Raw genomic sequence first — 26,749 nt, forward strand, 5'->3', positions numbered from 1 at the left:
GCGGACCGCAAGACGGTGCGGTACCGGTCCTGTCGTCCGCCGGACACGGCGTTGCGCGAGCGTCTGCGGGAACTGGCGACCGAGCGGCGGCGGTTTCTGGCGGGTGACACCCCGGAAAGAACTGATGGGCCTAGTCCGGATCAGGCCTGTTGGTTCGAACGGGAACGCACCTCCTGATGGGGGTGGGAAGCGGAACGGCAAGAAGCGGGAAACACCCCCGCAGATGCATCCAGGCCCACTGTCGAGGCTGTAGATCCCCCTTTCGAGCTTGATGGGCGGCCACACTGCACTTGGTCGGCAGCGCCCTTCCCAGGCGTCTGCCGGCCTCGCTGGCCGGCCATGTGTCGAAACTGCCGTGCAAGCCGTGCAGCCGTGCAGCCGCTCTTCTTCAAACATTCGTGATCACCCCCGCGCCCCAGCCAGATGCGGGGCCATTCCCTTCCATCATAGGTTCCACCATGACCAAGAAAGCGAAGGCGGTGCGTCCGCCTATCGAGAAGATTGCGACCGTGTACGACGAGGCGACCGGAAGCTGGTTCGATGTCTTTTCGTTCGTCACCATTCGAGGTGAGCTCGCAGAACTCACCGTACTCCGCGCCACCAACGAGAGCCGCAGCAGCTTCGAGAGCAGCTTCTGAACAAGGGCACCCCTATGGAGCTGAGCGAGGGTGAGATCAACCGTGCGATCCGTCAGCAACCAGCGGAGCATCGCATCTTCTGCGGGCATGCCGGCTGGCGGAACGATGACACCGCCTTTGTGCTCCAGGATCAGTGCATCCCGCCGCGTGTCGAAGGAACCACGCTTCTGCCACCCAGATGGCAGGAACACCTTCAGCGCCCGGCTCTACAGAGGCAAGGTAAGACGGAAGCCTGGACGGAGAAGGTCGCCAAGCCTGCTGGGGGCTCCTCACGACTGCTGACCGGAATTGCCGCTGCTTTTGCCGCCCCTCTGATCAAGACCTCGGGTCTGCAACCCTTCGGGCTTCTCTTCTATGGCCCTTCCAAGGTCGGGAAATCGCTGCTGCTGACTGCTGCGGGTTCGACCTTCGGCATCGGCGAAGAGCGGGACCTGCCCGCCTGGAACGTCACGGATGCCGGGTTTGATGAGCTTGCCCGACTCCATAATGATCTGCCGCTCTTGATAAACGAACTGGCGGTCCGCAGGGGGGCCAAGACAAAGATATACGGCGACATGCGGTCCTTCGCTTACCGCTTCAGCGAGGGCAAGGAGCTCCGGCGCCACAGCGGCTTTTAGGCGCCAAGCACCTCGAGGGTGCCTGGGAACTGGCGTTCCGTCATGATCACCGGCTCGGAGCACTCTCTCACCGAGTGGGCCAGCGTCTGCGGTGAGACACAGGATGCTGGCGAGATTGCCCGGCTTTTCGATGTCCCTGCCCTTCACCCAGGCTGCGTCACGATCTTCGACTGGCTGGAAGAAGAGTACGGGGCCGAGCAGGGAGCTAAGCGAGCCGAGACCCGACTGGCGAACATCCGGCGCCGCTGCATGAAGTATCGGGGCACGGTTCTCCCGGAATTCATCTGCTACCTGATGGCGCAAGGGACAGACTTCGAGCTGCAGGTGCGATCGCTGATGGCGGCCTTCGAGGCGGAGGTGGTCAGGGAGGAGATGGAACCCGCGCTAAAGCATGCGGCCAAGAACTTCGCCCTGATCTATGCCGCCGGCATGCTGGCCCGGGACGCGGGATTGGTGGCCTGGTCCGAAGCACGGATCGAAGCGAGCATCCGGCGCTGCTTCGAAGATGGAGCTTCGATCATCCAAGCCCAGATCGAATCGTTCGAAGAGGCTCGCGCTCGATTCTTCGGCCAGCTCGAGACCGACGAGCTGATCGAGCACGATGCTGACCGGAGCCTCTTCGCCACCGCAAGGGGATACCGGACCCGATCGGAATCGTCGACCCCGTACATTCTTCGAGGCGAGGCGGTTCTGAGCTGGCTCCCGAACCCATCCGTTCGCAATCAGCTGCTTCTTTGGGCGGCCGACGAGGGGCTGCTCCGCTGCAAGGGCAAGTCCACGGGCGGCAGAGACATCGCCTGGGCGGAAACTCAGCGTGGCTGGCGGGACGGGACGCGGCCTAGGTCGATCGTTCTCAAGGTATCACGGGAGACGCTGGACGCTCTCACGAGCACCTGACAATCACCGGCCGGATGGCGACCCGCTCTGGGTCGCCATTTGGTCACCCGCATCCAATGCGTCAGCGCAGCCCCCGTAAGGGGACGCTGAAAAGCCAATAATAACAAAGAGATAGTGGTGCGCCCGAAGAGATTCGAACTCCTGACCCCCAGATTCGTAGTCTGGTGCTCTATCCAGCTGAGCTACGGGCGCACTGTCCGGTGGCGTTTACCGCCGCGGTGAGCGTCATCTAGCCGACGCTTGGGGGGATTGCAAGGGCTAGAACGCTTCCTTTGCGCTTCTATTCACAGCTCGCCTCTGCTCCGTCCGGACCGCCCGGTCGGGTATGGTCACCTCGAAGACGGCGCCGGCACCCTGGCGCTCGATCAGGGCGATGCGGCCGTCATGGGCGCGGACGATCTCGGCGGCGATCGGCAGGCCGAGTCCCGTCCCGCCCGGCCGCACCGAGCCGTGGAAGGGCTCGAAAAGCCGCTCCTTGGCGCGCGGCGGAACGCCCGGACCGGTGTCGCAGATGCGGAAGGTGACGATGCCGGCCTGCCGTTCGCCCTCGATCCAGATGCGGCGGATCACGGCCGGGTCATCGCCGCTTTCAAGCGCGTCGGCGGCATTGCGCAGGAGGTTCATCAGCACGCGGAAGAACTGTTCGGGATCGGCGTCGATCTCAAGATCCGGCGAAACGTTGTTGTCCCAGGTGATGCGGCTTTGCGAGGTGAGCCCGATCACGTCGGCGGCGTCCTCGGCCAGCCGGGAGAGCGACAGGAGATGCCGGTTCGGCTCCTCTTCCCTCGCCTGACCGTAGGCCATCACCGTGGAGGTGTAGCCGATCGCCCGGTCGATCGCCCGCACCACCTTGGGCGCGAAGCGGCGCGCGACAGGATCCTGCGCGGAGCTCAGCCGGTCGGAAAAAAGCTGCGCGGGCGCCAGGATGTTGCGCAGGTCGTGATTGATCTTGGAGACCGCGAGACCCAGGCTCGCGAGATGCCGCCTCTCAGAGAGCGTCTGGCGAAGCGCGCTCTGCATCTCCACGAAGCGCTCTTCGGCAAGGCCGATCTCGTCGCGCCGCCCCGACGGCTGCTCCACCCTGCCCTCTTCCGGCGCGGAGGAAAAGGCGATGATGCGATCCGTCAGCCGCTGCATGGGGCGAACGATGATCTGCTGCAGGGCCAGGTAGATCAGGATGCCGGTGACGGCCGAGATGATCAGCGACAGCACCAGGATGTGGCGGGAATAGACCAGCATCGCATCGCGCAATTCGCTGCGGCGCAGGATGATCTCGAAGCGCTCATGGCCGGCCGGAGGCTGACCGCGCACGATCATCAACTGGTCGCCGCTGGAAAACAGGGTGGAAACGGCGGCCATCATGCTGTTCAGCGGCGTGACCAGCGGCAGATCGTACTCGGCGACCACGTCGGCGCTCAGATTATCCTGCCCCATGACCCAGCTGCGGTTGTCGGCAAAGCTGGCGATGCCTTCCACGCCGATCATGTCGAGCATGCGGCGTTCAAGCTCGGGCGGAATTTCCATGCCCGGCGCCGCGGAATCGACGAGGCTGGCCAGTGACGCTGAATCCAGCCGCTCCTGCAGCCAGGTATTCCAGAAATTCGCGACCGACGGAATATAGATCAACAACTCTGCGAGCGTGAAGAATACAATTGTCAGGAACAACAACTTGCCTGACAGACCCCAACGCAGACGCTTTTGCTTCAGTGCCGTAAGTGGCAAAGCACAACCTTTCGCCGACTTCCCTGTTCACGAAAGTCGGGTCCTGCCTCACGATCAGGTTACTGTAAAGCGAGAACGCGCTGGGCGCACGTTAAGGTTTGTTCAGATCACCCGAGTGCTGCCATCAGCCGCACGAAGACCCGCATGGCGGGGTTCTGCACGCGCGGTGTGTAGAAGGAGGTGGCCGCGCGCTTTCCCGCCTCCGACATGGTGGGATAGGGCAGCACCGGCATCATCATATCCCTCACCGACATGCGTCGCGTCACCGCCAGCGCCCATGGGGCGATCAGGTCGCCCGCGCCGCGGCCGACGATTCCAGCGCCCAGAATGCGCCCCTTGGTGCTGGTGACGACCTTCACCTGCCCGATCGTCGTGCCTTCCGCCTGCGCCCGGTCGTTCTCCGCGAAAGGCCAGCGCAGAATGTTGATCCGCCCGTAGCGTTGGCGCGCCTGCTCTTCCCCAAGGCCGACCCAGGCAAGTTCCGGATCGGTGTGAAGGGAGGAGACCAGCAGCGAAGGATCGACCCGCGCGCCGGCCCGCGACAGTATCGAGCGGACGACCTGCTCGGCCTGATAAGCGCCCCAATGCGGAAAATCCGGTCCTTCCGCCGCGCTCCCCACCGCGTAGACGGCACCGTTGGTGGTTCGAAGCCGCCTGTCGACCTTGATGCCGTCATCGCCGAAGGAGATGCGCGCCGCGTCAAGACCCAGATCCGCGATGTTCGCGCGGCGGCCCATCGCGACCAGAAGATGACTGCAGGAAACGGGTTCGCCGCCGGAAAGCGCGATCTCCAGCCCGCCATCGGACTGGCAGATCGCGGTCACTTCGACCTGCTCCCGAACTGTCACACCCTCGCGGCGGAGTTCACGCAGGACGATCGCCGCCAATTCGGGATCGTCATCCTTCAGCGCCCTGTCGGCGCCCAGCACCGTCACTTCGGAGCCAAGCCGCCGGAAGGCCTGAGCCATTTCGATACCGAACGGACCGCCGCCCAGAACAGCGAGATGCCGCGGCGTCTCGGCAAAGTCGAAAATCGTCTCCTCCGTCAGGAAGGGGACGGATCCAAGCCCGTCGATCTCGGGAATCGCGGGCCGGGAACCGGTGGCGATCACGAAGCGCCGGGCCCGCAGTTCGGTTTCCCCGGCCAGCAATGTCTTTCTATCCTTGAAGCGGGCGTCTTCCCGGATGATGCGGACCCCCAGACCGGCGAAGCGCTCGAGGGAGCCGAACGGACCGACATGGCGGACCACTCCCTCGACATGCTCTCGCACGCGGGCGAAATCGACGCTGACGCCTTGAGCCTCCACACCGAATCGACCCGCGTTGCGCACGTCATGCACGCGCCGGGCCGCGGCGAGAAACGCCTTGGAGGAGACGCAGCCGCCGTTCAGGCGATCCTCGCCCGTTGCCTCCTTGTCCACCAGCACCACGGACAGGCCGGAGGTGGCGGCCGCCGCGGCCACGGCAAGCCCGGCGGGACCTGCCCCGACGACACAGACGTCGCAGTCGATCCGTTCCGGCATGTTTCCTCCGCATGACCTCAGAGCCCGAGCGGCTCGCTGTCTTCTTTATGCTTCAGTCTCTTTACCAAAATCGGAACAGGCGAAGGACTGCGGGCGGCAAAGGCCTGCCGAACGTCTTTGACGAGCATCGGCCCGGATCGGAGAAGATTACCGTCCCGACATTGACTTGGCCGCACTCTTCACCCTATATCGCGCACGGCTGATCGGAACCTCTCTCTCTGCTGAAGGTCCGACACTATCCCTGATATCGAAGCGACCTGACCGTCGGGAGACGAAACGGTCGCTTTGCAACGTGAGGACCGCCGCCAGGCGGCAGGAAAGATGAAACGGACTTATCAACCCAGCCGTCTGGTTCGCAAGCGGCGCCATGGCTTCCGCTCCCGTATGGCCACCTTCAACGGCCGGAAGGTTCTTGCTCGTCGCCGTGCGAAGGGCCGGAAAGTCCTTTCCGCCTAAGTTTCGCGAGGCGCACCATGCAGCGCCTGAAGAAACGGCGTGAATTCCTAGCCGCCGCGAAGGGCCGGAAGGCCTCGCGGCGGGCATTTGTGCTGGAAAGCCGTTTTCGCGACGACGACCAGCCTCCCCGCTTCGGCTTCACCGTGACCAAGCGGACGGCCAAGAAGGCCGTGGAGCGCAACCGTATCCGCCGCCGCCTCCGCGAGGCGGTGCGCCTTGTCGCGCCTGCCTGCGCGCGCGAAGGATACGACCACGTGCTTGTCGGCCGCCGGGGAGCCCTGACACTGGGCTTCGCCGACCTGACGGCGGACCTCGCCGGCGCCCTCACCGCAATGCCCCCTGCAGGGCCCAGAATCGCCCGGACAGGCGGAGACCCCACTCCATGAAGAACAATCGTAACGTCGCAGTCGCGATGATCCTGTCGCTGATCGTGCTCGTCGGGTGGCAATATTTCATTGCCGGGCCCAAGCTCGAAGCGCAGCGACGACTGCAGGCGGCCCAGCAGAGCCAGAACGCCGAGATCCAGAAGGGTCAGTCGGTTCCGGCCAGCGGGAGCAATGCGGGGTCTCCGGTCGCCAACAACAAGCCGGGCGCGGTTCCTGGCGGCAATCCGGCCGTGCCGGGCTCTGCCGCCTCGGCTTCCGACGCCGCCGCCTTCAACCGCGACCAGCAGATCTCCGCCGGCCAGCGCGTGGCGATCGACAGCCCGGCCATGGGCGGCTCCATCAACCTGACGGGCGGCCGCGTCGACGACATCCTGCTCAAGGATTATCATCTCACCACAGACCGCCAGAGCCCGCTGATCGAACTCTTCGCCCCGGCCGGCACGGACAATCCCTATTATGCCGAGTTCGGCTGGGTGCCCGAGAAGGGCGGCCCCGCGACGCCGAACGGCACCACGGTGTGGCAGACGACGGACAAGGAGCCGCTGAAGCCCGGCCATGACGTCGACCTCACCTGGGACAATGGCGGCGGCCTCGTCTTCAAGCGGACCTATTCCGTCGACGACAAGTACATGATCACCGTGCACCAGAGCGTGCAGAACAACACCGCCGCGGCGGTCACGCTCTATCCCTACGGCCTGGTCAACCGCGTCGGCGTCCCGGCGAAGACCGGCTCCTATGTCCTGCATGAGGGCATGATCGGCTATTTCGGCCACGCCGGGATGCAGGAGATCGCCTACAGCAAGCTCGACAAGGAAAAGACCGTCACGCCGGCCGAAACCAACGACGGCTGGCTCGGCATCACCGACAAGTACTGGGCGGCGGACCTCATTCCGCGTGGCGGCCTCACCTTCAAGAGCCGCTTCGTGCAGGGCGAGCAGGACGGCAAGCCGAGCCATCAGGCCGATTATCTCGGCAGCGCCGTTCCCGTCGCGCCGGGCGCCTCGGTGACCCAAGAGACCCTCCTTTTCGCCGGCGCGAAGGAAGTCGGCACCCTCAACCATTACGAAGACGCGCTGAAGATCACGAACTTCGGCAAGAACATCGACTGGGGCTGGCTCTATTTTATCACCCAGCCGATGTACTGGCTGATCGACCACCTGAATCATCTCTTCGGCAATTTCGGCCTGGCGATCCTCGCCGTGACCGTCATCGTGAAGCTCATCTTCTTCCCGCTCGCCAACCGCTCCTATTCGTCGATGAGCAAGATGAAGAAGGTGCAGCCGCAGGTGAAGGAGCTGCAGGAGCGCTTCAAGGACGACCGCATGGGCCTGCAACAGGCCATGATGCAGCTATACAAGCAGGAAAAGATCAATCCGGTGGCCGGTTGCTGGCCGATGGTGATCCAGATCCCGGTCTTCTTCTCGCTCTACAAGGTGCTGTCGATCACCATCGAGATGCGGCATGCGCATTTCTTCGGGCTCGTGCAGGATCTGTCCGCGCCCGATCCGACCAGCATCTTCAACCTGTTCGGCCTCGTCCCCTTCTCGCCGCCCTTCGGCCAGCATCTCGGCATCTGGGCCATCATCCTGGGCTGCACCATGTTCGCCCAGATGCGGATGAACCCGACGCCGCCTGACAAGACCCAGGCGATGATGTTCAACTGGATGCCGGTCGTCTTCACCTTCATGATGGCGAACTTCCCGATCGGGCTGGTGATCTACTACTCGTGGAACAACCTGCTTTCCGTCCTGCAGCAGAGCATCATCATGCGCCGCAACGGTGTGAAGAACGAACTGGTGACGTTCGTGCAGGGCCTGTTCTCGCGTCGCCAGAACAACCCGGCGGAATAGCATGAGCGAGATCCCCGCCTCCGAGGGTTCGGCCGAGACCGCGGACCGCGCCGAAAGCGTCCGGCTCCTGTTCGCCCGCCCCTGGGACTTCCTGATCGGCGCGCGATCGCTCGGCGACCTGCCGCCGCTGGACCGGACGGAGCTGGCCTTTGCCGGCCGCTCCAATGTCGGCAAGTCCAGCCTGATCAATGCGTTGACCGGCCAGTCCGGCCTCGCCCGCACGTCCAACACGCCGGGGCGCACGCGGGAGCTCAACTTCTTCCTGCCGGAAGCGGAAGCCGGCCTCCTGCTGGTCGACATGCCCGGCTACGGCTACGCCAAGGCGCCGAAGACCGAAGTCGCGCAATGGTCGCGGCTGATCCACGATTATCTGCGCGGCCGCGCCAATCTCCGCCGCGTCTTCGTGCTGGTCGATGCGCGTCACGGCATCAAGCCGAGCGACGAGACGATCATGAACGAGTTCGACAAGACGGCGGTGCCCTATCAGATCGTCCTGACCAAGGCCGACAAGATCAAGCCGGCCGAGCTCGAGGCGGTGAAGGCCGACACGGCGGACCGCATCCGCAAGCGCCCCGCCTCGCATCCCACGATCATCGCCACCTCGGCCGAGAAGGGCTGGGGCATGGAAGAGCTTCGCACCGAGATCAGCGCGTTTACGAGCGATTGAGAACCGGTTAAGAGGCTCGAACTTCAGCGGACGGGCCCATGACCGACAAGACCGAATCCCTCGATACGATTGGCCGCGAGCAGGCGCGTCTGCTGGCCCAGGTGCTGCCCTTCATGCAGCGCTACGAGAACAAGACCGTCGTCGTGAAATACGGCGGCCACGCCATGGGCAACCCGGCGCTGGGCCAGGCCTTCGCGCAGGACATCGCACTTCTCAAACAGTCGGGCGTGAACCCGATCGTCGTGCATGGGGGCGGCCCCCAGATCGGGGCGATGCTGGAAAAGCTCGGCATCAAGAGCGAGTTCAAGAACGGCCTCCGCGTCACCGACAAGCGGACGGTCGAAGTCGTCGAGATGGTGCTGGCGGGCTCCATCAACAAAGAAATCGTCGCCATGATCAACGCCGAGGGCGAATGGGCGATCGGTCTTTGCGGCAAGGACGGCAACATGGTCTTTGCCCGCAAGCTCGGCAGCGAAGCCCCGGCCGATGCCGATGTCCCGGATCTCGGCTTCGTCGGCGAGCCGGCGGAAGTCGACCGCACGCTGCTCGATCTCCTCGCCCGCTCCGAGATGATCCCTGTCATCGCCCCGATCGCGCCCGGCCGCGACGGCGAGACCTACAACATCAATGCCGATACTTTTGCCGGCGCCATCGCAGGCGCGTTGCAGGCCGTCCGCCTGATCTTCCTGACCGACGTGCCCGGCGTCCTCGATCGCGACGGCAACCTCATCCAGGAACTCACCGTCAACGAGGCGCGCGACCTGATCGCGGATGGCACGATTTCCGGCGGCATGATCCCGAAGGTGGAAACCTGCATCGAGGCGCTCGGCCGCGGCGTGGACGGCGTGGTGATCCTGAACGGCAAGACCGAGCACGCCGTGCTGCTGGAGATCTTCACCGAGCACGGCGCGGGCACGCTGATCAAGCCCAACGCCGCCCGCCGCCAGCGCGGCCGCTAGCTTCCCCCGGCGGCAGACCCGGATGGCGACACCATCCGCGTTCGGGCCGAGGTGCCGCTTCCTCCACCTGCGGAGGGCGGTCGGACGGAGCCGGTCAGCGGGATTTATCGCCCGAACGAGAACTTCCTCGGCCACGACGATGGCGCCATGTCTGTCGGCACCATCGAGCTTTCAGCCGGCACTGAATTGCATCCGGGAGAACGCCTCGACTGTGGTCACGTTTTTGATCCGGCCCGGCCTTTGCGACGAGATCTATCCGGGTCGGGAGTGGCGGATCCAGGAAGCCCGGCGCCTCGTAGGTGTCGGTACCATCCGGACTCCTTCCGTCCGAAGCTTGACCGAGACTTAGTACCCCCGGCTGACATCCACGATATTGCGGAGCGGTTCGCCGTTCCGGTGTGCGTTGATCTGGCCGGCGATGGTGCGGCTGAGCGCCTTCGCGTCGGAGCTCGCCGCGACGTGTGGCGTGATCACCAGATTGGGGCAGTCCCAGAGCGGACTTTCCGCCGGCAGCGGCTCCGTCTCGAACACGTCGAGGCTCGCGCCCTTCAGCGTGCCATCGCGGAGCGCGGCGGCAATATCCGCATCGACCTGCGAACCGCCGCGCCCGGCATTGATCAGCACGGGACCGCCGAGCGGCCCGTCCTTGCGCAGCGTCGCGAAGAGATCGCGATTCAGGAGCCCGCATGTTTCCTCCGTCAGCGGCAGGATGCTGACCAGGATGTCCGTCATCGGCAGCATGGCAGCGAGCCCCGCCTCGCCGCTGAAGGTCTGGAGGCCGGGCATGACCTTCGGCGTGCGGCTCCAGCCCATGACGTGGAACCCCAGCCGCTTCAGCACCTCTGAAGCGTCGGTCCCGAGCACGCCGAGCCCCAGGATGCCGATCCCGACATCCGGCGCGGAGATCGGGTCCAGTGGCTCCCAACGGCGTCCAGCCTGCGCCGCACGGTAGGCTTCGGCTTGTCGGTGATGGTGCAGCACCTGCCAGACGACATATTCGGTCATCTGCCGCGTCAGGTCCTCGTCGACGCTGCGGACGACGGGAACGTCGGGCACGTCCAGCCGGAGAAGATGGTCGACGCCCGCGCCCATGTAGAAGATCGCCTCCAGCGCGGGCAGGCTCGACACGACCTTCTGCGACGGCTTCCACGCCACGAGATAGCGCACGCGGGTAAGCGTTTCGGCATCGGGCAGGTCGGAGCCGTCGGGCCTTGCCGCGAGGAACTCCATGTCCGGGCAAAGCGCTGCGAGTTCCCTGCCCCACTCCGCCGGGTCCATGCCCTCGCAGCTGACCAGCACGCTCACTCCGCCACCAATGCCGTCTTTTCCGCCTTCAGCGAGAAGGCTGCCGCCATCAGGGCGCGCGTGTAATCATCCTTGGGGCGATCGAAGATTTCTTCCGCCGGGCCGGCTTCCACGACCTTGCCGTTGCGCATGACGATCACGTCGTTGGCGAGCGCGCGGACCACCTTCAGGTCGTGGCTGATGAAGAGATAGCTGAGATTGTGCCGCTTCTGGAGGTCGCGCAGGAGATCCACGACCTGCGCCTGTACGCTCATGTCGAGCGCCGAGGTCGGCTCGTCCAGCATCACGAATTTGGGCGCGAGCACCATGGCGCGGGCGATCGCGACGCGCTGGCGTTGGCCGCCGGAAAATTCGTGCGGATAGCGGAAGCGGGTTTCCGGATCGAGCCCCACTTCCCGCATGGCCGCCACCACCCGCTCGTCGCGTTCGGCCGCGCTGAGGGTGCTTTCGTGAACGCGTAGCCCTTCGGCGATGATGTCGCGGATCACCATGCGCGGGCTGAGCGAGCCATAAGGATCCTGGAAGACGATCTGCATGTCGCCGCGGATCGGCCGGGTTTCCTCAAAGCTCGCGCCCTGGATGTCGCGGCCGAGAAAGACGATGCGGCCCTCCGAGGAGATCAGGCGGAGCAGCGCCAGCCCGAGCGTCGTCTTGCCGGAACCGGATTCGCCGACTACGCCAAGTGTCTGCCCAGCGCGCACGGTGACGTCGATGCCGTCCACCGCCTTGATGTGGTCGACGGTCTTGCGGAACAGCCCCTTTCGGATCGGAAACCAGACCTTGATCCCGTCGCCTTCCAACACGACCGGCGCGTCCCGGTTCGTCGCCGGTGGGCGCCCCTTCGGCTCCGCTGCCAGCAAATGCCGCGTATAGGGATGCTGCGGATCGCGGAAGATCTGCTCGGTCGGGCCGGTCTCCACAATCTCGCCGTTGGTCATCACGCAGACGCGGTCCGCGATGCGGCGGACGATGCCGAGATCGTGGGTGATGAACAGCATGGCCATGCCGCGCTCGCGCTTGAGATCGGCCATGAGTTCGAGGATCTGCGCCTGCACCGTCACGTCGAGAGCCGTCGTCGGCTCGTCGGCGATCAGCAGCTCCGGCTCGTTGGCGAGCGCCATGGCGATCATGACGCGCTGCCGCTGCCCGCCCGACAATTGATGCGGATAGGCGCGGAGCCGTGTCTCGGGATCGCGAATGCCGACCTTGATCATGAGGTCCAGCACATGGGCGCGGAGCTGCGGCCCGCGTAGCCCCTTGTGCGTGGCGAGCATCTCGCCGACCTGCCGCTCCACCGTATGGAGCGGGTTCAGGGAACTCATCGGCTCCTGGAACACCATGGAAATGTGGTTGCCGCGCACCTGACGCAGCGTCTTTTCAGAAGCGGTGAGGAGCTCCCGTTCCCCAAACAGGATGGAGCCGCCGGGATGCGAGGCCGGCGGGTAAGGCAGGAGCTTCAGGATCGACTGGGCGGTGACCGACTTGCCCGAGCCGGACTCGCCCACCAGCGCCAGCGTTTCCCGCTCGCCGATATCGAAGGAGACGCCCTTCACCGCATGCGAGACGCGGCCCTCCTGCCGGAAGTCCACCCGGAGATCGCGGACGCTGAGAATGGGTTTCGGCACGGATCCGGTCACGCAAAGGTCTTTCGGGGGTCAAAGGCGTCGCGCACGGCTTCGCCGACAAAGATCAGCAGCGACAGCATCAGCGAAATGACGATGAAGCCGGTGATGCCGAGCCAGGGGGCCTGCAGGTTGGACTTTCCCTGCGCCAGCAACTCGCCCAGCGACGGCGAGCCCGGGGGCAGGCCGAAGCCGAGGTAATCGAGGGAGGTCAGCGTCGTGATCGAACCGTTCAGGACGAAGGGCAGGAACGTGAGCGTCGCGACCATGGCGTTCGGCAGGAGATGGCGCGTCATCAGCGTCAGATTGCCGACCCCGAGCGCGCGCGCCGCCTTGACGTATTCGAAGTTGCGGGCCCGCAGGAATTCCGCCCGGACCACGCCGACCAGCGCCGTCCAGGAGAACATCAGGAGGATGCCGAGCAGGATCCAGAAGCCCGGCGTGATCACCGAGGAGATGATCAGCAGGAGATACAGCGTCGGCACGGCGCTCCAGATCTCGATGAAGCGCTGGAAATAGAGATCCACCCGACCGCCGAAGAAGCCCTGGATCGCGCCCGCCGCCACGCCGACGACCGAAGACAGGATCGTCAGGATGAGACCGAAGAGCACGGAGATGCGGAAGCCGTAGATCAGACGCGCCAGCACGTCGCGCGCCTGGTCGTCCGTTCCCAGCCAGTTCCAGTTGCCGATCGTACAGTTGCGGTCGGCCGCCTTCCCGACATAGCGGTTGCAGCGCATGTCCTTGTCCATCAGCCACGACGGCTTGGAGGGCGCCGGGCTCGGGATCTCGTCGTTGACGGTGCGGTAGGAATAGCGGATCGGCGCCCAGACGATCCAGCCGTTCTTGTCGATCTCGTCCTGGATATAGGGATCGCGATAGTCGGTCACCGCGAGGAAGCCACCGAACTTCTCTTCCGGATAGTTGTGGAACACCGGGAAGAGCATCTCGCCCTTGTAGGAGATCACGAGCGGCTTGTCGTTGGCGATGAACTCGGCGAACAGCGTCGGGATAAAGATCAGCAGGAAGATCCAGAGCGCCCAGAAGCCGCGGCGGTTCGCCTTGAAGGTGTTCCAGCGGCGGCGATTGATCGGCGACAAGGAAAAGCGCTCGCGGCGCGGCGGCGGAACAGCCTGCCCGGGCAGCGGCGTGATCGTCTCCGGCGCATTGGGGAGCGGCGCTTGCGGCGTGCTCGTCACGGGAACGGCTTCCGGATCGTTGCGGGTGTCCATCGCTCAGACCTCCCGCGTCTCGAAATCGATGCGGGGATCGATCCAGGTATAGGTCAGGTCGGAGATCAGCTGCACGACGAGGCCCATCAGAGCGAAGATGTAGGCGGTCGCGAAGACCACGGGATAATCGCGGTTCAACACGCTCTCGTAGCTGAGAAGACCGATGCCATCGAGGGAGAAGATCTGCTCGATCAGCAGCGATCCGGTGAAGAAGGCCGAGACGAAGGCGGCAGGAAACCCGGAAACGATCAGCAGCGTCGCGTTACGGAAGACGTGGCGATACAGGATGCGGCTCTCGCTCAGCCCCTTGGCGCGCGCGGTCACCACATATTGCTTGCGGATCTCGTCCAGGAAGGAATTCTTGGTGAGCAGCGTCGTCGTCGCGAAAGCGGAGAGCGACATTGCGAGCAGCGGCAGGCAGAGGTGCCAGAAATAGTCGACGATCAGCGCCGGCCAGGAGAGGTCCCGCCAGTTTTCCGAGATCAGCCCGCGCAGCGGGAACCAGTCGAGAAAGCTGCCGCCGGCAAAGAGCACGATCAGCAGGATCGCGAAGAGAAAGCCCGGCACGGCATAGGCCACGACGATGACGGCCGACGTCCACACGTCGAAGCGCGAGCCGTCCTTGATCGCCTTGCGGATGCCGAGCGGGATGGAGATCAGGTATGAGAGGATCGTCATCCAGAGGCCGAGCGAGATGGAGACCGGCATCTTCTGCTTGATGAGGTCGATCACCGACGTGGAGCGGAAATAGCTCTGGCCGAAATCGAAGCGGGCGTAGTTCCAGAGCATGATGCCGAAACGCGTCAGCGGCGGCTTGTCGAAGCCGAACTGCTTCTCCAGCGACTTGATAAAGGCGGGATCAAGCCCTTGGGCGCCGCGATAGCTGGAGCCGCCGCCGCCCTGGTCCAATCCCGCGCCGGCAAAGTCGCCGCCGGAACCGCCGAGACGGGCGGTCGCCGAGACGTCGCTGCCCTGGAGCTTGGCGATCACCTGCTCCACCGGGCCGCCGGGGGCGAACTGAATCACGATGAATGTCACGGCCAAGATCCCGAGGATGGTCGGGATCATCAGCAGGATACGACGAAGAATATAGGCTGCCATGGGTCTCCGTCAGCCAGACTTGCCGATTCGGGCAGCCTTGTCAGGGTCGAACCACCAGGTGGTTTCGAAGGGAAAGCCGTAATCCGGCTTGGTGGAAGGCGCGCCGAACAGATCCCAGTACGCGACCAGATGCTGATCGCGGTGCCATTGTGGCACCGTGTAGAAGCCGGCCCGGAGCACCCGGTCGAGAGCGGAGAGCGCCGCGCGGTGGCTGGCGCGGTCCGTCGCGGCCATCGCCTTGGCGATCATCGCGTCGACGACCGCATCCTTGATGCCGGCATAGTTCTGCGAGCCGGGCGCATCGGCGGCATCCGAACTCAGGAAGTTGCGCAGTCCTTCCAGCGGCGTTGCGCCGATGGTGAAGCGCGCGGCGATCACGTCGAAGTCGAAGGCATTCTGCCGTCGCTGATACTGGGCGGCATCGAGCAGCACGACATTCGCCGCCACGCCGATCGCGCGCAGCGAATCCACGTACTTGCCCAGCACCGGCTGGAAGACGACGGAGTCGATCACGAACTCGACCGAAAGCGCCTCGCCCTTCGCATTGACGAGCCCGCTGCCGCTGCGCTTCCAGCCGGCCTCGGCAAGCAGCGTCGAGGCGGCGCGCAGAAGGTTGCGATCACGACCCGAGCCGTCGGAAACCGGCGGGATCGGCGGCTCGCCGAACACGACGGCGGGCAGCTTCTCGCGGAAAGGCTCCAGCAGCGCCAGTTCTTCCGCCGACGGCACGCCGGTCGCGGCATAGTCGGAGCTCTCGAAATAAGAGGTCGTCCGGCTGTAGCTGTTGAAGAAGAGATTGGCGTTGGTCCATTCGAAGTCGAACACCATGCCGAGCGCCTGCCGCGTGCGCGGATCGGCGAATTTCGCCCGACGGGTGTTGATGTACCAGGCCTGGTAGTCTGGACCTTTCTCGCCCGGGAATGACTTCTTCCGCACCTGCCCGCTCGTCACCGCCGGAAAGGTGTAGCCGGTCGCCCAGGTCTTGGCGGTAAACTCCTCGCGGAAAGTCACGAGGCCCTTGGCGAAGGCCTGAAATTCGGCTTCCCGCTCGCGGTAGAACTCGATGCGGAGAACGTCGAAATTGTTCTGCCCACGCCGCACGGGAAGGTCGGCCGCCCAGTAATCCGGCACGCGCGCATACTCGATGAAGCTGCCCGGCGACATTGCCCCGACCTTGTAGGGACCGGAGCCCAGGATCGGCTCCATGGTGGATGCGCCGAAATCGCGGCCTGCCCACCACGCTTCCGAGAAGATCGGCAACTGCGCGATCAGGAGCTTGAGCTCGCGCGACTGGTGGCCGGTGAAGCGCACCAGCACCTCGCGTTCGCCCGCCGCTTCCGCGCTCGCCATCTGCCGCATCGGCAATGCGGTCACGGGGTGGCCCTTCTCCTTCAACGTCGTCAGAGACCAGGCGACGTCGGCCGCCGTCACCCGCGATCCGTCGGAGAATTTTGGCTCCTGCCGCAGGAAGAAGCGGAGTTCGTTTCCATCGGCCGAAAGCTCGACCGCCTCGGCGAGCAGGCCATAAAGCGAATCCGGCTCGTCGGCGGCGGACACCATCAACGTATCGAAGGTGAGCTCCATGCGCGGCGGCGCATCGCCCTGCAGAACGAAGGAATTCAGCGTGTTGAAGGTCTGGGTGTTCTGGTTCCAGCCCCAGCTCGGCGGCTGCATGACCATGCGGCCGCCTTTCGGGGCCGCGGGCTCCACATAGTCGAAGTGCGTGAAGTCAGGCCCGTAGCGGAGATCGCCGAAGATCGAAAGCCCGTGGCGGCGGCCGCTGGCGGCGGCAACTCCGCCGGACGACTGGGCGGGGAGGGACGGAGCAGCCGCCTGCTGGGCGAAGGATCGCCACGGCACGAGCCCCGCCGCAGCGCCCGAGCCGACGAGCGTCAGAACATTGCGACGGGAAAGGCCTGTCACTGCTTAGCCTTTTGCACGACGTCGGCCTTGGCCTGATCCCACCACCAGATGGAGGGGAAGCCGACATCGTATTGCGGCAGGATTTCGGGATGGCCGAAACGATCCCAGCGCGCGATCCGCTGCTGGCGGAGGGAGTAGCTGGGGATGACGTACTGGTTCCAGAGCAGCACCCGGTCGAGCGCATGCGTCGTGGCGATCAGAGTATCGCGGTCCTTCGCTTGCACGAGGTCCTCGATCAGCTTGTCCACGACCGGATCCTTGATCCCGGCGAAGTTGCGCGAGGAAGGCTGGTCGGCCGAGGACGAGCCCCAGAAATCACGCTGCTCGTTGCCCGGCGACAGGGACTTCGGCCAGCCGGAATAGATCATGTCGAAGTCGCGCGAGCGGATCCGGTTGATATATTGCGACGTATCGACCGAGCGCACGCGCATGTCGACGCCGATCTTGCGCAGTTCCGCCTGCAGCGACAGCGCCACGGGCTCGATGGTCGGCCCGTTCAGCAGCAGTTCGAAGGAGAGCTGTTGGCCCGTCTTGCCGTCCACCAGCTTCTGGCCGTTGAGCTTGTAGCCAGCTCCCTGCAACAGTTCCAACGCCTTGCGGAGGTTGCCGCGCTCCTTCTCCGGATCGCCGCCGACGGGGTTCTGGTAGGGATTGGTGTAGATCTCGCGCGACAGCTCGTTGCGGAACGGGCTGAGCACATCCAGCTCCTGTCCCTGCGGAATGCCCGACGAGGCCAGCGGCGTGCCGTAGAAGAAGCTGTTGACGCGCTCGTACTGGCCGTAGAACAGCGTGCGGTTCAGCGTCTCGAAGTCGAAGGCATAGTTGATGGCCTGCCGCACGCGCCGGTCGGCGAAGATCGGGCGACGCAGGTTCGGCACGAAGCCTACCATGACGCCCTGGCTGCGCAGCGCATTCGGGAAGAGCTCCTTGAGCACCGCCTTCTTCTGCACGGCAGGAAAACCGTATGCGGTGGCCCAACGCTTGGCCATGTTCTCATCGCGCCAGTCGTAGAGATCGCCCTTGAAGCCCTCGAACTCCACGTTGTCGTCGAGATAGGTGTCGTAGCGGATCTGGTCGAAATTGTTCGTGCCGATGCGCACCGGCAGGTTCGCGCCCCAGTAATCCGCCACCCGCTGGTAGACGATCGTCTTGCCGGCATCGACCGAAGCGACCCGGTAGGGACCGGAGCCCATCACCGGCTCCAGCGTGCCGTTGGCGATGTCACGCTTCTTGCCGCTGGAATCGGTCCCCTCCCACCAATGCTGCGGCAGCACCAGAAGCTGCGCCATGATGTTGGGAAGTTCGCGGTTGCCCTTCTCGTCGAAGGTGAAGGTGACCTCATGGTCGCCCGTCTTCTCCGCCTTCGTCACGTGGTGATAATAAAGCCGCTGGCTGGGATCGAGCTTCACCGCCTCGTTGAAGGACCAGACCACATCCTCCGGCGTCACCGGCTGGCCGTCCTGCCACTTCGCCGCCGGGTTCAGCCGGAAGGTGACGGAGGAGAAATCGTCGGGATAGCGGAGCGCTTCGGCGATCAGCCCGTATTCGGTGGAAACCTCGTCCATCGCCGATGCCATCAGCGGCTCGTAGACATAGCCGAGGCCGGGCGCCGTCGCCCCCTTGGGCAGGATGGGGTTCAGCGTGTCGAAAGGCGCGGAGGAGGCAAGCCGGACCGTGCCGCCCTTCGGCGCGTCCGGGTTCACGTAGGAGAAACGCTTGAAGTCCGGCTTGTACTTGGGCTCGCCGATCAGCGATGTCGCGTGACGCCACTCCCCCTGCGCTGCCGGCGCGGCGCCGCTGTCAGGAGCCCCCTGCGCCAGGGCCAGTGGCGTGGCGGCAAGGGTGAGGAAGGCGGCGCAGGCGAAACGGATCAGGCTTTGCATCAAGAACGGACCTTCAGGGATTTCGTGGCCATTTTACGACCCGGGTCCGACGCAATCACCGGGACCGATCGAACAGAACCGTAGCGGAGAGCCCGGCCAGAAGCAAAAAGGCCCAAACGGAAAGGCCAGAATCAGAAAGGCCGGCGCGAAGCCGGCCTTTCCGGGATTTATCGGCCTTGTTATTGCGGAGCCGGCATGGACGGCGTGCCCGTTCCGGCGTTGCCACCCGAGTTGGTCGCACCGAGATTGTTGCCCTGCCCCGCCGGGTTGGCGGAATCGCCGCTGGCGCTGCTGTTGCCGGCATCCGTCGAGCCGCTGGCCGGAGCAGCCGCATTGTTGCTGCCCGCGGCGGGCCCCGCGGAGGTATCGCCGCCCGATCCCGCAGCAGGCGCGGCGGCCGGCGCGGCCGTGCCGCCCTGGGCACCGCTGCCGGCAGGCACCGCAGGAGCAGGCGCCGCCTGCGTCGGAGCGACATTCGCCGCAGGAGCCGGGCCACGATTCGCCGCCGGGGCGGGGCCCGGCTTGCTATCGACGGTCGGCAGCGGCACGGGCGTGTCGGCGAGCGTGCGGAGATAGGCGACGACCTTGGCCCGGTCGGCTTCCTGCGGAATGCCGGCATAGGTCATCTTGGTGCCCGGCACATGGGCCCGCGGATTCTCCAGGAAGTGGTCGAGTTCGTCGAAGGACCAGACCTTGTCGCCGGCCGCGAACTTCTTCATGGCGTCGGAATAGGCGAAGCCGTCCGCCGAGGCGACCTTGCGGCCGATCACACCCCAGAGATGCGGTCCGATCTTGTTGGGGCCGTTCTTCTCAAGCGAATGACAGGTCTGGCAGATACGCGCCTTGGACTGCCCATCCGCCGGGTTCATCTGGCCCACCAGCGTCGCGAAGTCGCCGCCGCTGCCACTCCCGGGCGCGCCGCCCGCCGAGCCGGTCTGCCCTGCGGTGTTGGGGCTCTGCGTCCCGTTCGCGCTCGCCGGGGCATTGGCCGCAGCCGTCTGCTGCTGCGAGGCCGTCGCCGGAGCGCCCGCTGCGGGCGCCGCTGCGTTTTGCGCCGGCGGCGCAGGCAGGGGCGCCGGATCGTCGGAGAGCGAGCGGAGATAGGCGATCACGTTCGCCCGGTCCTGCGGCGAAGGCAGGCCCGCGAACGTCATCTTGGTGCCCGCGACGTCGCCGCGCGGATCGTGGATGAAGTGGTAGAGGTTGTCGTAGGTCCAGGTCTTGCCGCCGGCGGCAAAGGCCTTCATCGCGTCGGAATACTGGAAGTTGGCGATCGAGGCGATCGGCCGGTTCACCACCCCGTAGAGATGCGGGCCGGTCTTGTTGACGCCGCCCTTGGAAAGATCGTGGCAGGCCTGGCACTTCTTGGCGGTGGCCTCGCCGGCCTTGGGATCGGCGCTGGCCAGGATCGCCTCGATCGGCGGCTCGGCAACCGGGGCCGGCGCTCCGCCACCGGAAGTCTCCGCCACCACGATGGAATAGCCGGGCACCGCCGGCTCGGGAGAATTGAAGATGATGTCGGAGAGGCTGTGCAGGCCGAAGGCGATCAGCAGCGTGAAAAGAACTGCGCCCGCAATCTTGTTCAGTTCAAAAGTATCCATGCGCTGAATTGCTCCCCTCCCAGACAGTTCAGCCGACGGAAACGCTGCCCACAACGCCTCCATCGCAAGTCATTCAGAGCTATCGCTTTTGACGAGGGCCAGCAAGCCGTATAAGGCCGCTCACATCCGACATTCGACCCGCAGCAACCCGTCCGGCGCACCATGAATCCGATTGTCCTCGTTCCGGCCCGCATGAGCGCGACGCGCCTGCCGGGCAAGCCCCTCGCCGACATCGCGGGGCGCCCGATGATCGTGCACGTCGCGGAGCGGGCGCTGGCCGCCGGCATCGGCCCGGTGCTGATCGCGACCGATTCGCCGGAAATTCGCGAGGCGCTGGCCGGCTCGGGCGCCGAGGTGGCGATGACGCGGAGCGACCATTCGACCGGCTCCGATCGCATCTTCGAAGCGCTCGGCCAGTTCGACCCGGACGGCCGGCACGATGTCGTCGTCAACGTGCAGGGGGACCTCCCCTCCATCGCACCGGGCGAAATTGCCGCAGCCCTCGGGCCGCTGGAAGATCCCGCCGTGGATATCGCCACGCTTGCCGCCGAGATCCGCCGCGAGCACGAGCGCACCGACCCCAACGTGGTGAAGATCGTTGGCTCCCCGGTCGGGACCGGCCGGCTGCGCGCGCTCTATTTCACCCGCGCGACCGCGCCCCACGGCGATGGCCCGCTCTACCATCACATCGGCCTCTACGCTTATCGCCGCGCCGCGCTGGAGCGCTTCGTCTTGCTGCCGCAGAGCACGCTGGAGAAGCGCGAGAAGCTGGAGCAGCTGCGCGCTCTGGAAGCCGGCATGCGCATCGACGTGGCGCTGATCGACACCGTTCCCCTCGGCGTGGATACGCCGGACGATCTGGAGCGCGCCCGCGCTCTTCTCAGCCAGACATGACAGGACCAACCGTGACCGCCAAGCGCGTAGCCTTCCAGGGCGAATTCGGCGCCAATTCCCACCTCGCCTGCCACGAGGTCTTTCCGGACGCGACCTACGTGCCCTGCGCCACGTTCGAGGATTGCTTCGTGGCGATCTCGTCGGGCGAGGTCGATCTCGGCATGATTCCGATCGAGAACTCCCTGAACGGGCGCGTGGCCGACATCCACTATCTGCTGCCGACATCCGATCTTTCCATCGTCGGCGAATTCTTCCTGCCCGTGCACCACCAGCTAATGGGAATACCCGGCACGAAGCTGGGCGAGCTGGAGGTCGTGCAAAGCCATGTGCAGGCGCTCGGCCAGTGTCGGCGGCTGATCCGGGATCTCGGGGTTTCGGCGGAAGTGGCGGCCGATACGGCAGGCTCCGCACGTTTCGTGGCGGAACTCGGCGATCCCAAGCGCGCCGCGTTGGCTCCCCGCCTGGCGGCCGAGATCTACGGGCTGGAGATCCTGAAGGAAAACGTCGAGGACGATTCCAGCAACACGACGAGGTTCGTCATCTTCTCGCGCGACGCGGTGCGGGCTCCCGCCGGCAACGGACCGGTGATCACGAGCTTCATCTTCCGCGTCCGCAACGTGCCGGCCGCCCTCTACAAGGGTCTCGGCGGCTTTGCGACGAACGGCGTCAACATGACGAAGCTGGAAAGCTACCAGACGGGCGGCAAGTTTTTCGCCACCCTCTTCTATGCCGATATCGAAGGTCATCCGGACGACCGAAACGTCCAGATGGCGCTTGAGGAGCTGGACTTCTTCTCCGCCGAACTCCGCATCGTCGGCGTCTATCCCGCGAGCCCGTTCCGGGCCAACATCGCGGAGCCGGCCGAAAACCGCGACCTGCGACCGACCGCCAAGAGCTGAGCGCGACCGAGGAGAGGTTGAGCGAGGAGCGCCCGCTCAGCCTTCCCATTCCGCGAAGGCGTCGATCAGCTTGCGGGCGATCGCCACCTTCTGCGGCACGATCAGATTTCCGGGATGCGTCCCGGCGATCATGCGGCGAACCTCGTCGCGGTCGAACCAGCGCGCATCCTCCAGCTCTTCCACATCAGGGACGATCTCGGTGGAAAGCGCCTCGCCGTGGCAGCCGAGCATCAGCGAATGGGGGAAGGGCCACGCCTGGCTGGAGTGGTAGCGCACCTGCCCGACCTTGACGCCGGCCTCCTCCTGCACCTCGCGCCGCACCGCCTCCTCCATCGTCTCGCCCGGCTCAAGAAAACCGGCAAGCGCGGAATAGGAACCCGGGGCGAAGCGTGCCTGCCGCCCCATGAGGCAGCGGTCGCCGTCGATCACCAGCATGATCACGACGGGATCGACGCGGGGGAAAATCTGCTTGCCGCAATGCGGGCAGTGCCGACTGACGCCACCCCCGCGCGGCTCGGTTCGGCCACCGCAATTGCCGCAGAAGCGGTTCACCGCGTGCCAGGAGAGATAGGAACTCGCCTGCGAGAGGGCGGCGATATCCTCCGGCGGCAGCCTTGCTTCCGTGGCCAGCGCCCGCAGCGCGACAGCCTCGGTCCCCGCCGCCGCCGGGCTGTTCTTCAAGAGCGAAGCCGCGATGCGCGGACCCTCCGCCGCCATGCCGAGCAGGACGAGGCTGTCCACGTCGAGCGGCATGGCTTCCGCCTCGGCCGGCGTGAAGCGCGCATCGGCGCCGCCGGCCTTCACCAGCACGCCATCGTCGCTCAGGACATGATAGCGCACCTCCGGCATCGCGCGCGCATCGGTCAGCGCGGTTTCGCTCCGCAGTTCGCTCTGGCGATTGATGGTGCTGCCGGAAAAGCCGTTGAGCTGGCTTGCCTCATGATAGGTCCGGTCCTGGAAAAATGACGACATGAGTAACTGCGACCTCGCGCGGGAATGTCAGGAAAGGACCGGGGCAAGCCGGGAACGGAGACGATCGAGCACGTCGCGCTCGGCCGCCGGGACATAGGGTTCGGCGGCGCCGGAACCCCAAACGGGGCGCGGCCATGCGGCGTCGCCGATCCGGCGCGCGACCACATGCACGTGAAGCTGCCGCACCATGTTGCCGATCGCGGCCACATTGAGCTTGTCGCAGGGCGCGACGTCGCGGAGTGCCTCCGACACGACACCGATCTCCGTCATCAACCGCATGCGGTCGGGCTCCGCGAGATCGACGATCTCGGCAAGCTCCGCCTGCCGGGGCACGAGGATCAGCCAGGCGAAGCGCGCGTCCCGCATCAGGAGCAGCGAGGAAAGCGACAGGTCGCCCACAGCGATGGTGTCGGCGGCAAGTTGCGGATCGAGAAGGAAGGGCGTCACGAAAACCTCGGAGAGATCCCTCGATCTAGGTCAGATATCCCCTCCCGCCAAGACGGTGCGGCCTTCCGTCGACCTTCCGGGTGCTGCGCTCGGTTGACTGGACTCAGCGGATGCGTAAGGTCCGCTCGCTTCCAGCCTTCCGGATTTCCCATGACCGATATCGCCCAGCTCCAGCCCATCATCGAGAACGCCTTCGAGGCGCGCGCGGATGTCTCCCCCGCCACGCAGGGCGAGGTTCGCGACGCGGTGAACGAGACGCTGAACCTGCTGGATACCGGCAAGCTGCGCGTGGCGGAGAAAAGCGGCGCGGACTGGCACGTCAACCAGTGGGCCAAGAAGGCGGTGCTGCTCTCCTTCCGCCTCAACGACATGAGCCTGATCGAAGGCGGCCCGGGCGGCGCGGGCTGGTGGGACAAGGTGCCCTCCAAGTTCGCGGGCTGGGGCGAAAGCGAGCATCGCGCGGCGGGCTTCCGCTCCGTGCCGAACGCCATCGTGCGCCGCTCCGCCTTCATCGCGCCGGGCGTGGTGCTGATGCCCTCCTTCGTCAATCTCGGCGCCTATGTCGACGAAGGCACGATGATCGACACCTGGGCGACCGTCGGCTCCTGCGCCCAGATCGGCAAGAACTGCCACATTTCCGGCGGCGTGGGCATCGGCGGCGTGCTGGAGCCGCTGCAGGCCGGACCCGTCATCATCGAGGATCACTGCTTCATCGGCGCCCGCTCGGAAGTGGCTGAGGGCGTGATCGTTCGCGAAGGTTCGGTGCTCTCCATGGGCGTCTATCTCGGCGCCTCCACCAAGATCGTCGATCGCGAAAGCGGCAAGGTTCTCTACGGCGAGGTGCCGCCATATTCCGTGGTGGTTGCCGGCTCCATGCCCAGCGACAAAGGGGGCCCGTCCCTCTACTGCGCCGTGATCGTCAAGCGCGTCGACGAGCGGACCCGCTCCAAGACCTCGATCAACGAACTCCTGCGCGATTGAGCGGCAGCCGGTGCGAGCCCTTTCCGACCTGCTCTCCCGCTCGCCCCGGCTCTGGCTCTTCCTCGGGCTGAACGGCCGCATCTCGCGCCGGCTCTACTGGCTTTCCTACCTGTTCCTGATCGCGGCCGACTCGGTGCTGGCGGCGCAGGTGCTGAGCAAGGGAGAAGGCCATATCTACCAGCTTGCCGAGTTCCTCTGGCCGTTCGCGGTGGTGCTGACGATCTGGTCGAATCTGGCGATCTCGGTGAAGCGGCTGCATGATGCCGGCATGAACGGCCTTTTCGCCGTCGCCCTCTTCATTCCGCTGATCAATCTCGCCTTCACGATTTGGGTCGGCCTGATCCCCGGCCAGTCCGGCCCCAACAACCATGGCGCAGGCCTCGGCCCGCCGCCGCCTCCGGTCCAACGATGACACCCACCGTCCAAGCCATCCTCACCGACCTGATCCGCGCCGAAAGCGTGACGCCGGATGCCGGTCCCGCCATCGATGCGCTCTGCGGTCATCTGGCCCCGGCCGGTTTCACCATCGAGCGCCCGGTCTTCTCCGAGCCGAATACGCCGGACGTGGAAAATCTCTTCGCCGCCGTCGGCACCGGGGAGCGGCATCTCGTGCTGGCCGGCCATGTCGACGTCGTGCCGACCGGCCCGGCTTCGGCCTGGAGGCATCCGCCCTTTTCCGCCGCTGTCGAGGACGGGGTGCTCTATGGCCGGGGCGCGGTGGACATGAAGGGCGGCCTTGCCGCCATGACCGCCGCCGCGCTGCGATTCGTGGAGCGGCGCGGGCCCCATTTCGGCGGTCGCATCTCCTTTCTCGTCACCGGCGATGAGGAGGGCCCCGCCCTCAACGGCACGGTGAAGCTTCTGGACTGGGCGGTGGAACGCGGCGAACGCTTCACCGCCTCCATCGTCGGAGAACCCACCAGCGCCCGCGAACTGGGCGACCAGGTCAAGGTCGGCCGACGCGGCAGCTATTCCCTGACGCTGACGGTTGAAGGGCGGCAGGGCCACGCCGCCTATCCGCACCTTGCCGACAACCCGGTCCGTGGCCTGACGCAGATCCTGCAAGCGCTTCTGGCGGCGCCGCTGGACAACGGCACCGACCGCTTCGAGCCCTCCACATTCGAAATAGTCGGGCTGGATACCGGCAACGCGGCCTGGAACGTCATCCCGGGCAACGCCTGGGCCCGGATCAACAGCCGCTACAACGACAAGTGGACGCGTGAAACGCTGCGGACGGAGATCGAGCGCCGCATTCGCGAGGCCATCGCCGGGGACAGTCCCACCCGCGCCAACCAGCCGATCCGCTGGCGCGTCGACGAGGAGCCCGGCAATGCCGACGCCTTCGTCACGCGCGACGATGCGCTGGTCTCGACCCTGTCGGAAGCCATTACGGCCGTCACCGGTCGCCAGCCCGAGCTTTCGACCGGCGGTGGAACCTCGGACGCCCGCTTCATCAAGAACTTCTGCCCCGTCGTGGAGTTCGGGCCGGTCGGCCAGACCATGCACCAGGTCGACGAGCGCGTCCCGGTCGCGGAGCTTGAGGAAACCGCAAGGATTTACGAGACGTTCCTGGATGCGTTCTTCCCGGCATGAAGACGCACGCCCGCACGCTGCAGAACGAAATCGCCGGCGCGTGGGCGGTAATGAACGGCCGCCCGGAAGGCCTGGGTCGCATGGACCTTTCCGCCAGTGGCTTCTGGCAGTCCTTCCTGGCGCTCGTCCCGATCCTTCCCTTCGTGATTCTCCAGTTTCTGGGACAGTGGAAGCTCGGCACGACCCTCGATCCGACGCCCCAGCCACTCGGCGTCGGTGACATCGCGGAACAGTTGATCGAGACGACGATCGAGTGGTTCGTCTTCCCCGTCGTCTTTGCGTCGATGGCCCGCCCGTTCCGCCTCACGGCGGGCTTCGTGCCTTTCATCGTCGCGCGAAACTGGTCCACGGTGATCACCGGCGCTATCTTCGCCCTGCCCTATGCGCTCTACGGCGCCGGGCTGATCGGCCCGACATTCCTGCCCTTCCTCGTGCTGATCGCCTTCGGCACGACGCTCCGCTTTTCCTATCTGCTGACACGGGTGACGCTGGGCGTCGGGCCTGGCGTGGCCATCCCCATCGTCATTCTCGACGTGCTGGTCGGCGTCGTCTCCGAACTGCTGATCGACAAGATCCTCTGA

25 protein-coding genes and 1 tRNA gene are annotated in these 26,749 nt (G+C 65.5%); 14 read left to right on the forward strand and 12 right to left on the reverse strand.

Annotated elements, in window-relative coordinates; all coding sequences use genetic code 11:
* Positions 1–458 precede the first annotated feature (458 nt).
* Genes BMY25_RS09320 through BMY25_RS09330 form a run of 3 tightly spaced genes read left to right on the forward strand, consistent with a single transcriptional unit; the run spans position 459 to position 2,152 of the window.
* Positions 459–638 (forward strand): hypothetical protein, encoded by a 180-nt coding sequence (locus tag BMY25_RS09320; RefSeq protein WP_092496380.1) that lies wholly within the window; start codon positions 459–461, stop codon positions 636–638.
* A gap of 14 nt (positions 639–652) precedes the next feature.
* Positions 653–1,255 carry a DUF927 domain-containing protein gene (locus tag BMY25_RS09325; protein WP_092496381.1) on the forward strand — a complete coding sequence of 201 codons (603 nt, stop codon included), beginning with the start codon at positions 653–655 and terminating at the stop codon, positions 1,253–1,255.
* 42 nt (positions 1,256–1,297) lie between these two features.
* Positions 1,298–2,152, forward strand: a complete 855-nt coding sequence (locus BMY25_RS09330; protein ID WP_092496382.1) for a hypothetical protein — start codon at positions 1,298–1,300, stop codon at positions 2,150–2,152.
* Between the two features lie 115 nt (positions 2,153–2,267).
* Here the strand turns inward: BMY25_RS09330 and BMY25_RS09335 are convergent.
* From BMY25_RS09335 to BMY25_RS09345, 3 genes are all read right to left on the reverse strand, one after another.
* Positions 2,268–2,344, reverse strand: a tRNA-Arg gene (locus BMY25_RS09335).
* A 66-nt stretch (positions 2,345–2,410) separates the two neighbouring features.
* On the reverse strand, positions 2,411–3,778 hold the full coding sequence (locus tag BMY25_RS09340; protein WP_092496383.1) for a sensor histidine kinase: 1,368 nt from the start codon (positions 3,776–3,778) through the stop codon (positions 2,411–2,413).
* 203 nt (positions 3,779–3,981) lie between these two features.
* Entirely contained in the window at positions 3,982–5,397 is a 1,416-nt protein-coding gene (locus BMY25_RS09345; protein WP_092496384.1) for a dihydrolipoyl dehydrogenase family protein, read from the reverse strand.
* Positions 5,398–5,718: 321 nt separating this feature from the next.
* Between BMY25_RS09345 and rpmH the strand changes: the two genes are divergently transcribed.
* From rpmH to argB, 5 genes are read left to right on the forward strand one after another with little or no spacing between them, the layout of a single operon-like run.
* Positions 5,719–5,853, forward strand: coding sequence for a 50S ribosomal protein L34 (gene rpmH, locus BMY25_RS09350; RefSeq protein ID WP_092496385.1), 135 nt, complete (start codon positions 5,719–5,721; stop codon positions 5,851–5,853).
* A gap of 17 nt (positions 5,854–5,870) precedes the next feature.
* Positions 5,871–6,239, forward strand: coding sequence for a ribonuclease P protein component (rnpA, locus tag BMY25_RS09355; RefSeq protein WP_092496386.1), 369 nt, complete (start codon positions 5,871–5,873; stop codon positions 6,237–6,239).
* Positions 6,236–8,089 (forward strand): membrane protein insertase YidC, encoded by a 1,854-nt coding sequence (gene yidC, locus BMY25_RS09360; protein WP_092496387.1) that lies wholly within the window; start codon positions 6,236–6,238, stop codon positions 8,087–8,089. Before rnpA ends, yidC begins: the two co-directional genes overlap by 4 nt.
* Position 8,090: 1 nt before the next feature.
* Complete coding sequence (gene yihA, locus BMY25_RS09365; protein WP_092496388.1) at positions 8,091–8,756, forward strand: ribosome biogenesis GTP-binding protein YihA/YsxC; 666 nt, start codon at positions 8,091–8,093, stop codon at positions 8,754–8,756.
* Between the two features lie 38 nt (positions 8,757–8,794).
* Positions 8,795–9,715: an acetylglutamate kinase gene (gene argB, locus BMY25_RS09370; protein ID WP_092496389.1), complete on the forward strand. Its 921-nt coding sequence runs from the start codon at positions 8,795–8,797 to the stop codon at positions 9,713–9,715.
* Between the two features lie 345 nt (positions 9,716–10,060).
* On the opposite strand, the gene BMY25_RS09375 is transcribed toward argB, so the two are convergent.
* The 7 genes from BMY25_RS09375 to BMY25_RS09405 all read right to left on the reverse strand — a co-directional run bounded on the left by BMY25_RS09375 (position 10,061) and on the right by BMY25_RS09405 (position 20,382).
* Positions 10,061–10,993, reverse strand: coding sequence for a 2-hydroxyacid dehydrogenase (locus BMY25_RS09375; protein WP_092496553.1), 933 nt, complete (start codon positions 10,991–10,993; stop codon positions 10,061–10,063).
* A gap of 23 nt (positions 10,994–11,016) precedes the next feature.
* Positions 11,017–12,645 carry an ABC transporter ATP-binding protein gene (locus BMY25_RS09380; protein ID WP_238858249.1) on the reverse strand — a complete coding sequence of 543 codons (1,629 nt, stop codon included), beginning with the start codon at positions 12,643–12,645 and terminating at the stop codon, positions 11,017–11,019.
* An 8-nt stretch (positions 12,646–12,653) separates the two neighbouring features.
* Entirely contained in the window at positions 12,654–13,874 is a 1,221-nt protein-coding gene (locus tag BMY25_RS09385) for an ABC transporter permease (RefSeq protein WP_092496391.1), read from the reverse strand.
* A 3-nt stretch (positions 13,875–13,877) separates the two neighbouring features.
* A complete protein-coding gene (locus BMY25_RS09390) occupies positions 13,878–14,975 on the reverse strand; it encodes a microcin C ABC transporter permease YejB (RefSeq protein WP_092496392.1) in 1,098 nt (365 codons plus the stop codon).
* A gap of 9 nt (positions 14,976–14,984) precedes the next feature.
* Positions 14,985–16,898 carry an extracellular solute-binding protein gene (locus BMY25_RS09395; RefSeq protein ID WP_092496393.1) on the reverse strand — a complete coding sequence of 638 codons (1,914 nt, stop codon included), beginning with the start codon at positions 16,896–16,898 and terminating at the stop codon, positions 14,985–14,987.
* A complete protein-coding gene (locus tag BMY25_RS09400) occupies positions 16,895–18,781 on the reverse strand; it encodes an extracellular solute-binding protein (protein ID WP_092496394.1) in 1,887 nt (628 codons plus the stop codon). The genes BMY25_RS09395 and BMY25_RS09400 overlap by 4 nt, the downstream gene beginning before the upstream one ends.
* A gap of 179 nt (positions 18,782–18,960) precedes the next feature.
* Entirely contained in the window at positions 18,961–20,382 is a 1,422-nt protein-coding gene (locus BMY25_RS09405) for a c-type cytochrome (protein WP_092496395.1), read from the reverse strand.
* Positions 20,383–20,544: 162 nt separating this feature from the next.
* Between BMY25_RS09405 and BMY25_RS09410 the strand changes: the two genes are divergently transcribed.
* Both BMY25_RS09410 and BMY25_RS09415 read left to right on the forward strand, forming a co-directional pair.
* On the forward strand, positions 20,545–21,276 hold the full coding sequence (locus BMY25_RS09410; RefSeq protein WP_092496396.1) for a 3-deoxy-manno-octulosonate cytidylyltransferase: 732 nt from the start codon (positions 20,545–20,547) through the stop codon (positions 21,274–21,276).
* Positions 21,273–22,175 carry a prephenate dehydratase gene (locus BMY25_RS09415; protein ID WP_177176797.1) on the forward strand — a complete coding sequence of 301 codons (903 nt, stop codon included), beginning with the start codon at positions 21,273–21,275 and terminating at the stop codon, positions 22,173–22,175. The genes BMY25_RS09410 and BMY25_RS09415 overlap by 4 nt, the downstream gene beginning before the upstream one ends.
* 36 nt (positions 22,176–22,211) lie before the next feature.
* Here the strand turns inward: BMY25_RS09415 and nudC are convergent, their stop codons facing one another.
* The gene (gene nudC / locus BMY25_RS09420) at positions 22,212–23,147 is read right to left on the reverse strand and encodes an NAD(+) diphosphatase (RefSeq protein ID WP_092496397.1); all 936 of its coding nucleotides are present in this window, start codon (positions 23,145–23,147) and stop codon (positions 22,212–22,214) included.
* A 27-nt stretch (positions 23,148–23,174) separates the two neighbouring features.
* Positions 23,175–23,594: an HIT family protein gene (locus BMY25_RS09425; RefSeq protein ID WP_092496398.1), complete on the reverse strand. Its 420-nt coding sequence runs from the start codon at positions 23,592–23,594 to the stop codon at positions 23,175–23,177.
* Between the two features lie 150 nt (positions 23,595–23,744).
* Here BMY25_RS09425 and dapD point away from each other — a divergent pair, with 150 nt between their 5' ends.
* Genes dapD through BMY25_RS09445 form a run of 4 tightly spaced genes read left to right on the forward strand, consistent with a single transcriptional unit; the run spans position 23,745 to position 26,749 of the window.
* Positions 23,745–24,575: a 2,3,4,5-tetrahydropyridine-2,6-dicarboxylate N-succinyltransferase gene (gene dapD / locus BMY25_RS09430; RefSeq protein ID WP_092496399.1), complete on the forward strand. Its 831-nt coding sequence runs from the start codon at positions 23,745–23,747 to the stop codon at positions 24,573–24,575.
* Between the two features lie 10 nt (positions 24,576–24,585).
* Positions 24,586–24,987, forward strand: a complete 402-nt coding sequence (locus BMY25_RS09435) for a DUF805 domain-containing protein (RefSeq protein WP_177176798.1) — start codon at positions 24,586–24,588, stop codon at positions 24,985–24,987.
* Positions 24,984–26,168: a succinyl-diaminopimelate desuccinylase gene (gene dapE / locus BMY25_RS09440; RefSeq protein ID WP_092496401.1), complete on the forward strand. Its 1,185-nt coding sequence runs from the start codon at positions 24,984–24,986 to the stop codon at positions 26,166–26,168. The genes BMY25_RS09435 and dapE overlap by 4 nt, the downstream gene beginning before the upstream one ends.
* Positions 26,165–26,749 (forward strand): hypothetical protein, encoded by a 585-nt coding sequence (locus BMY25_RS09445; protein ID WP_092496402.1) that lies wholly within the window; start codon positions 26,165–26,167, stop codon positions 26,747–26,749. Before dapE ends, BMY25_RS09445 begins: the two co-directional genes overlap by 4 nt.

The sequence above is a fragment of the Faunimonas pinastri genome (genome assembly GCF_900110915.1).
Lineage (GTDB): Bacteria > Pseudomonadota > Alphaproteobacteria > Rhizobiales > Afifellaceae > Faunimonas > Faunimonas pinastri.

Excerpts from the sequence above, each read along its gene's own strand:
- BMY25_RS09320 (WP_092496380.1), top strand. The coding sequence starts at position 459 with ATGACCAAGAAAGCGAAGGCGGTGCGTCCGCCTATCGAGAAGATTGCG.
- BMY25_RS09325 (WP_092496381.1), top strand. The coding sequence starts at position 653 with ATGGAGCTGAGCGAGGGTGAGATCAACCGTGCGATCCGTCAGCAACCA.
- BMY25_RS09330 (WP_092496382.1), top strand. The coding sequence starts at position 1,298 with ATGATCACCGGCTCGGAGCACTCTCTCACCGAGTGGGCCAGCGTCTGC.
- BMY25_RS09345 (WP_092496384.1), bottom strand. The coding sequence starts at position 5,397 with ATGCCGGAACGGATCGACTGCGACGTCTGTGTCGTCGGGGCAGGTCCC.
- rpmH (WP_092496385.1), top strand. The coding sequence starts at position 5,719 with ATGAAACGGACTTATCAACCCAGCCGTCTGGTTCGCAAGCGGCGCCAT.
- rnpA (WP_092496386.1), top strand. The coding sequence starts at position 5,871 with ATGCAGCGCCTGAAGAAACGGCGTGAATTCCTAGCCGCCGCGAAGGGC.
- yidC (WP_092496387.1), top strand. The coding sequence starts at position 6,236 with ATGAAGAACAATCGTAACGTCGCAGTCGCGATGATCCTGTCGCTGATC.
- yihA (WP_092496388.1), top strand. The coding sequence starts at position 8,091 with ATGAGCGAGATCCCCGCCTCCGAGGGTTCGGCCGAGACCGCGGACCGC.
- argB (WP_092496389.1), top strand. The coding sequence starts at position 8,795 with ATGACCGACAAGACCGAATCCCTCGATACGATTGGCCGCGAGCAGGCG.
- BMY25_RS09375 (WP_092496553.1), bottom strand. The coding sequence starts at position 10,993 with ATGGACCCGGCGGAGTGGGGCAGGGAACTCGCAGCGCTTTGCCCGGAC.
- BMY25_RS09385 (WP_092496391.1), bottom strand. The coding sequence starts at position 13,874 with ATGGACACCCGCAACGATCCGGAAGCCGTTCCCGTGACGAGCACGCCG.
- BMY25_RS09390 (WP_092496392.1), bottom strand. The coding sequence starts at position 14,975 with ATGGCAGCCTATATTCTTCGTCGTATCCTGCTGATGATCCCGACCATC.
- BMY25_RS09400 (WP_092496394.1), bottom strand. The coding sequence starts at position 18,781 with ATGCAAAGCCTGATCCGTTTCGCCTGCGCCGCCTTCCTCACCCTTGCC.
- BMY25_RS09405 (WP_092496395.1), bottom strand. The coding sequence starts at position 20,382 with ATGGATACTTTTGAACTGAACAAGATTGCGGGCGCAGTTCTTTTCACG.
- BMY25_RS09410 (WP_092496396.1), top strand. The coding sequence starts at position 20,545 with ATGAATCCGATTGTCCTCGTTCCGGCCCGCATGAGCGCGACGCGCCTG.
- BMY25_RS09415 (WP_177176797.1), top strand. The coding sequence starts at position 21,273 with ATGACAGGACCAACCGTGACCGCCAAGCGCGTAGCCTTCCAGGGCGAA.
- nudC (WP_092496397.1), bottom strand. The coding sequence starts at position 23,147 with ATGTCGTCATTTTTCCAGGACCGGACCTATCATGAGGCAAGCCAGCTC.
- dapD (WP_092496399.1), top strand. The coding sequence starts at position 23,745 with ATGACCGATATCGCCCAGCTCCAGCCCATCATCGAGAACGCCTTCGAG.
- dapE (WP_092496401.1), top strand. The coding sequence starts at position 24,984 with ATGACACCCACCGTCCAAGCCATCCTCACCGACCTGATCCGCGCCGAA.
- BMY25_RS09445 (WP_092496402.1), top strand. The coding sequence starts at position 26,165 with ATGAAGACGCACGCCCGCACGCTGCAGAACGAAATCGCCGGCGCGTGG.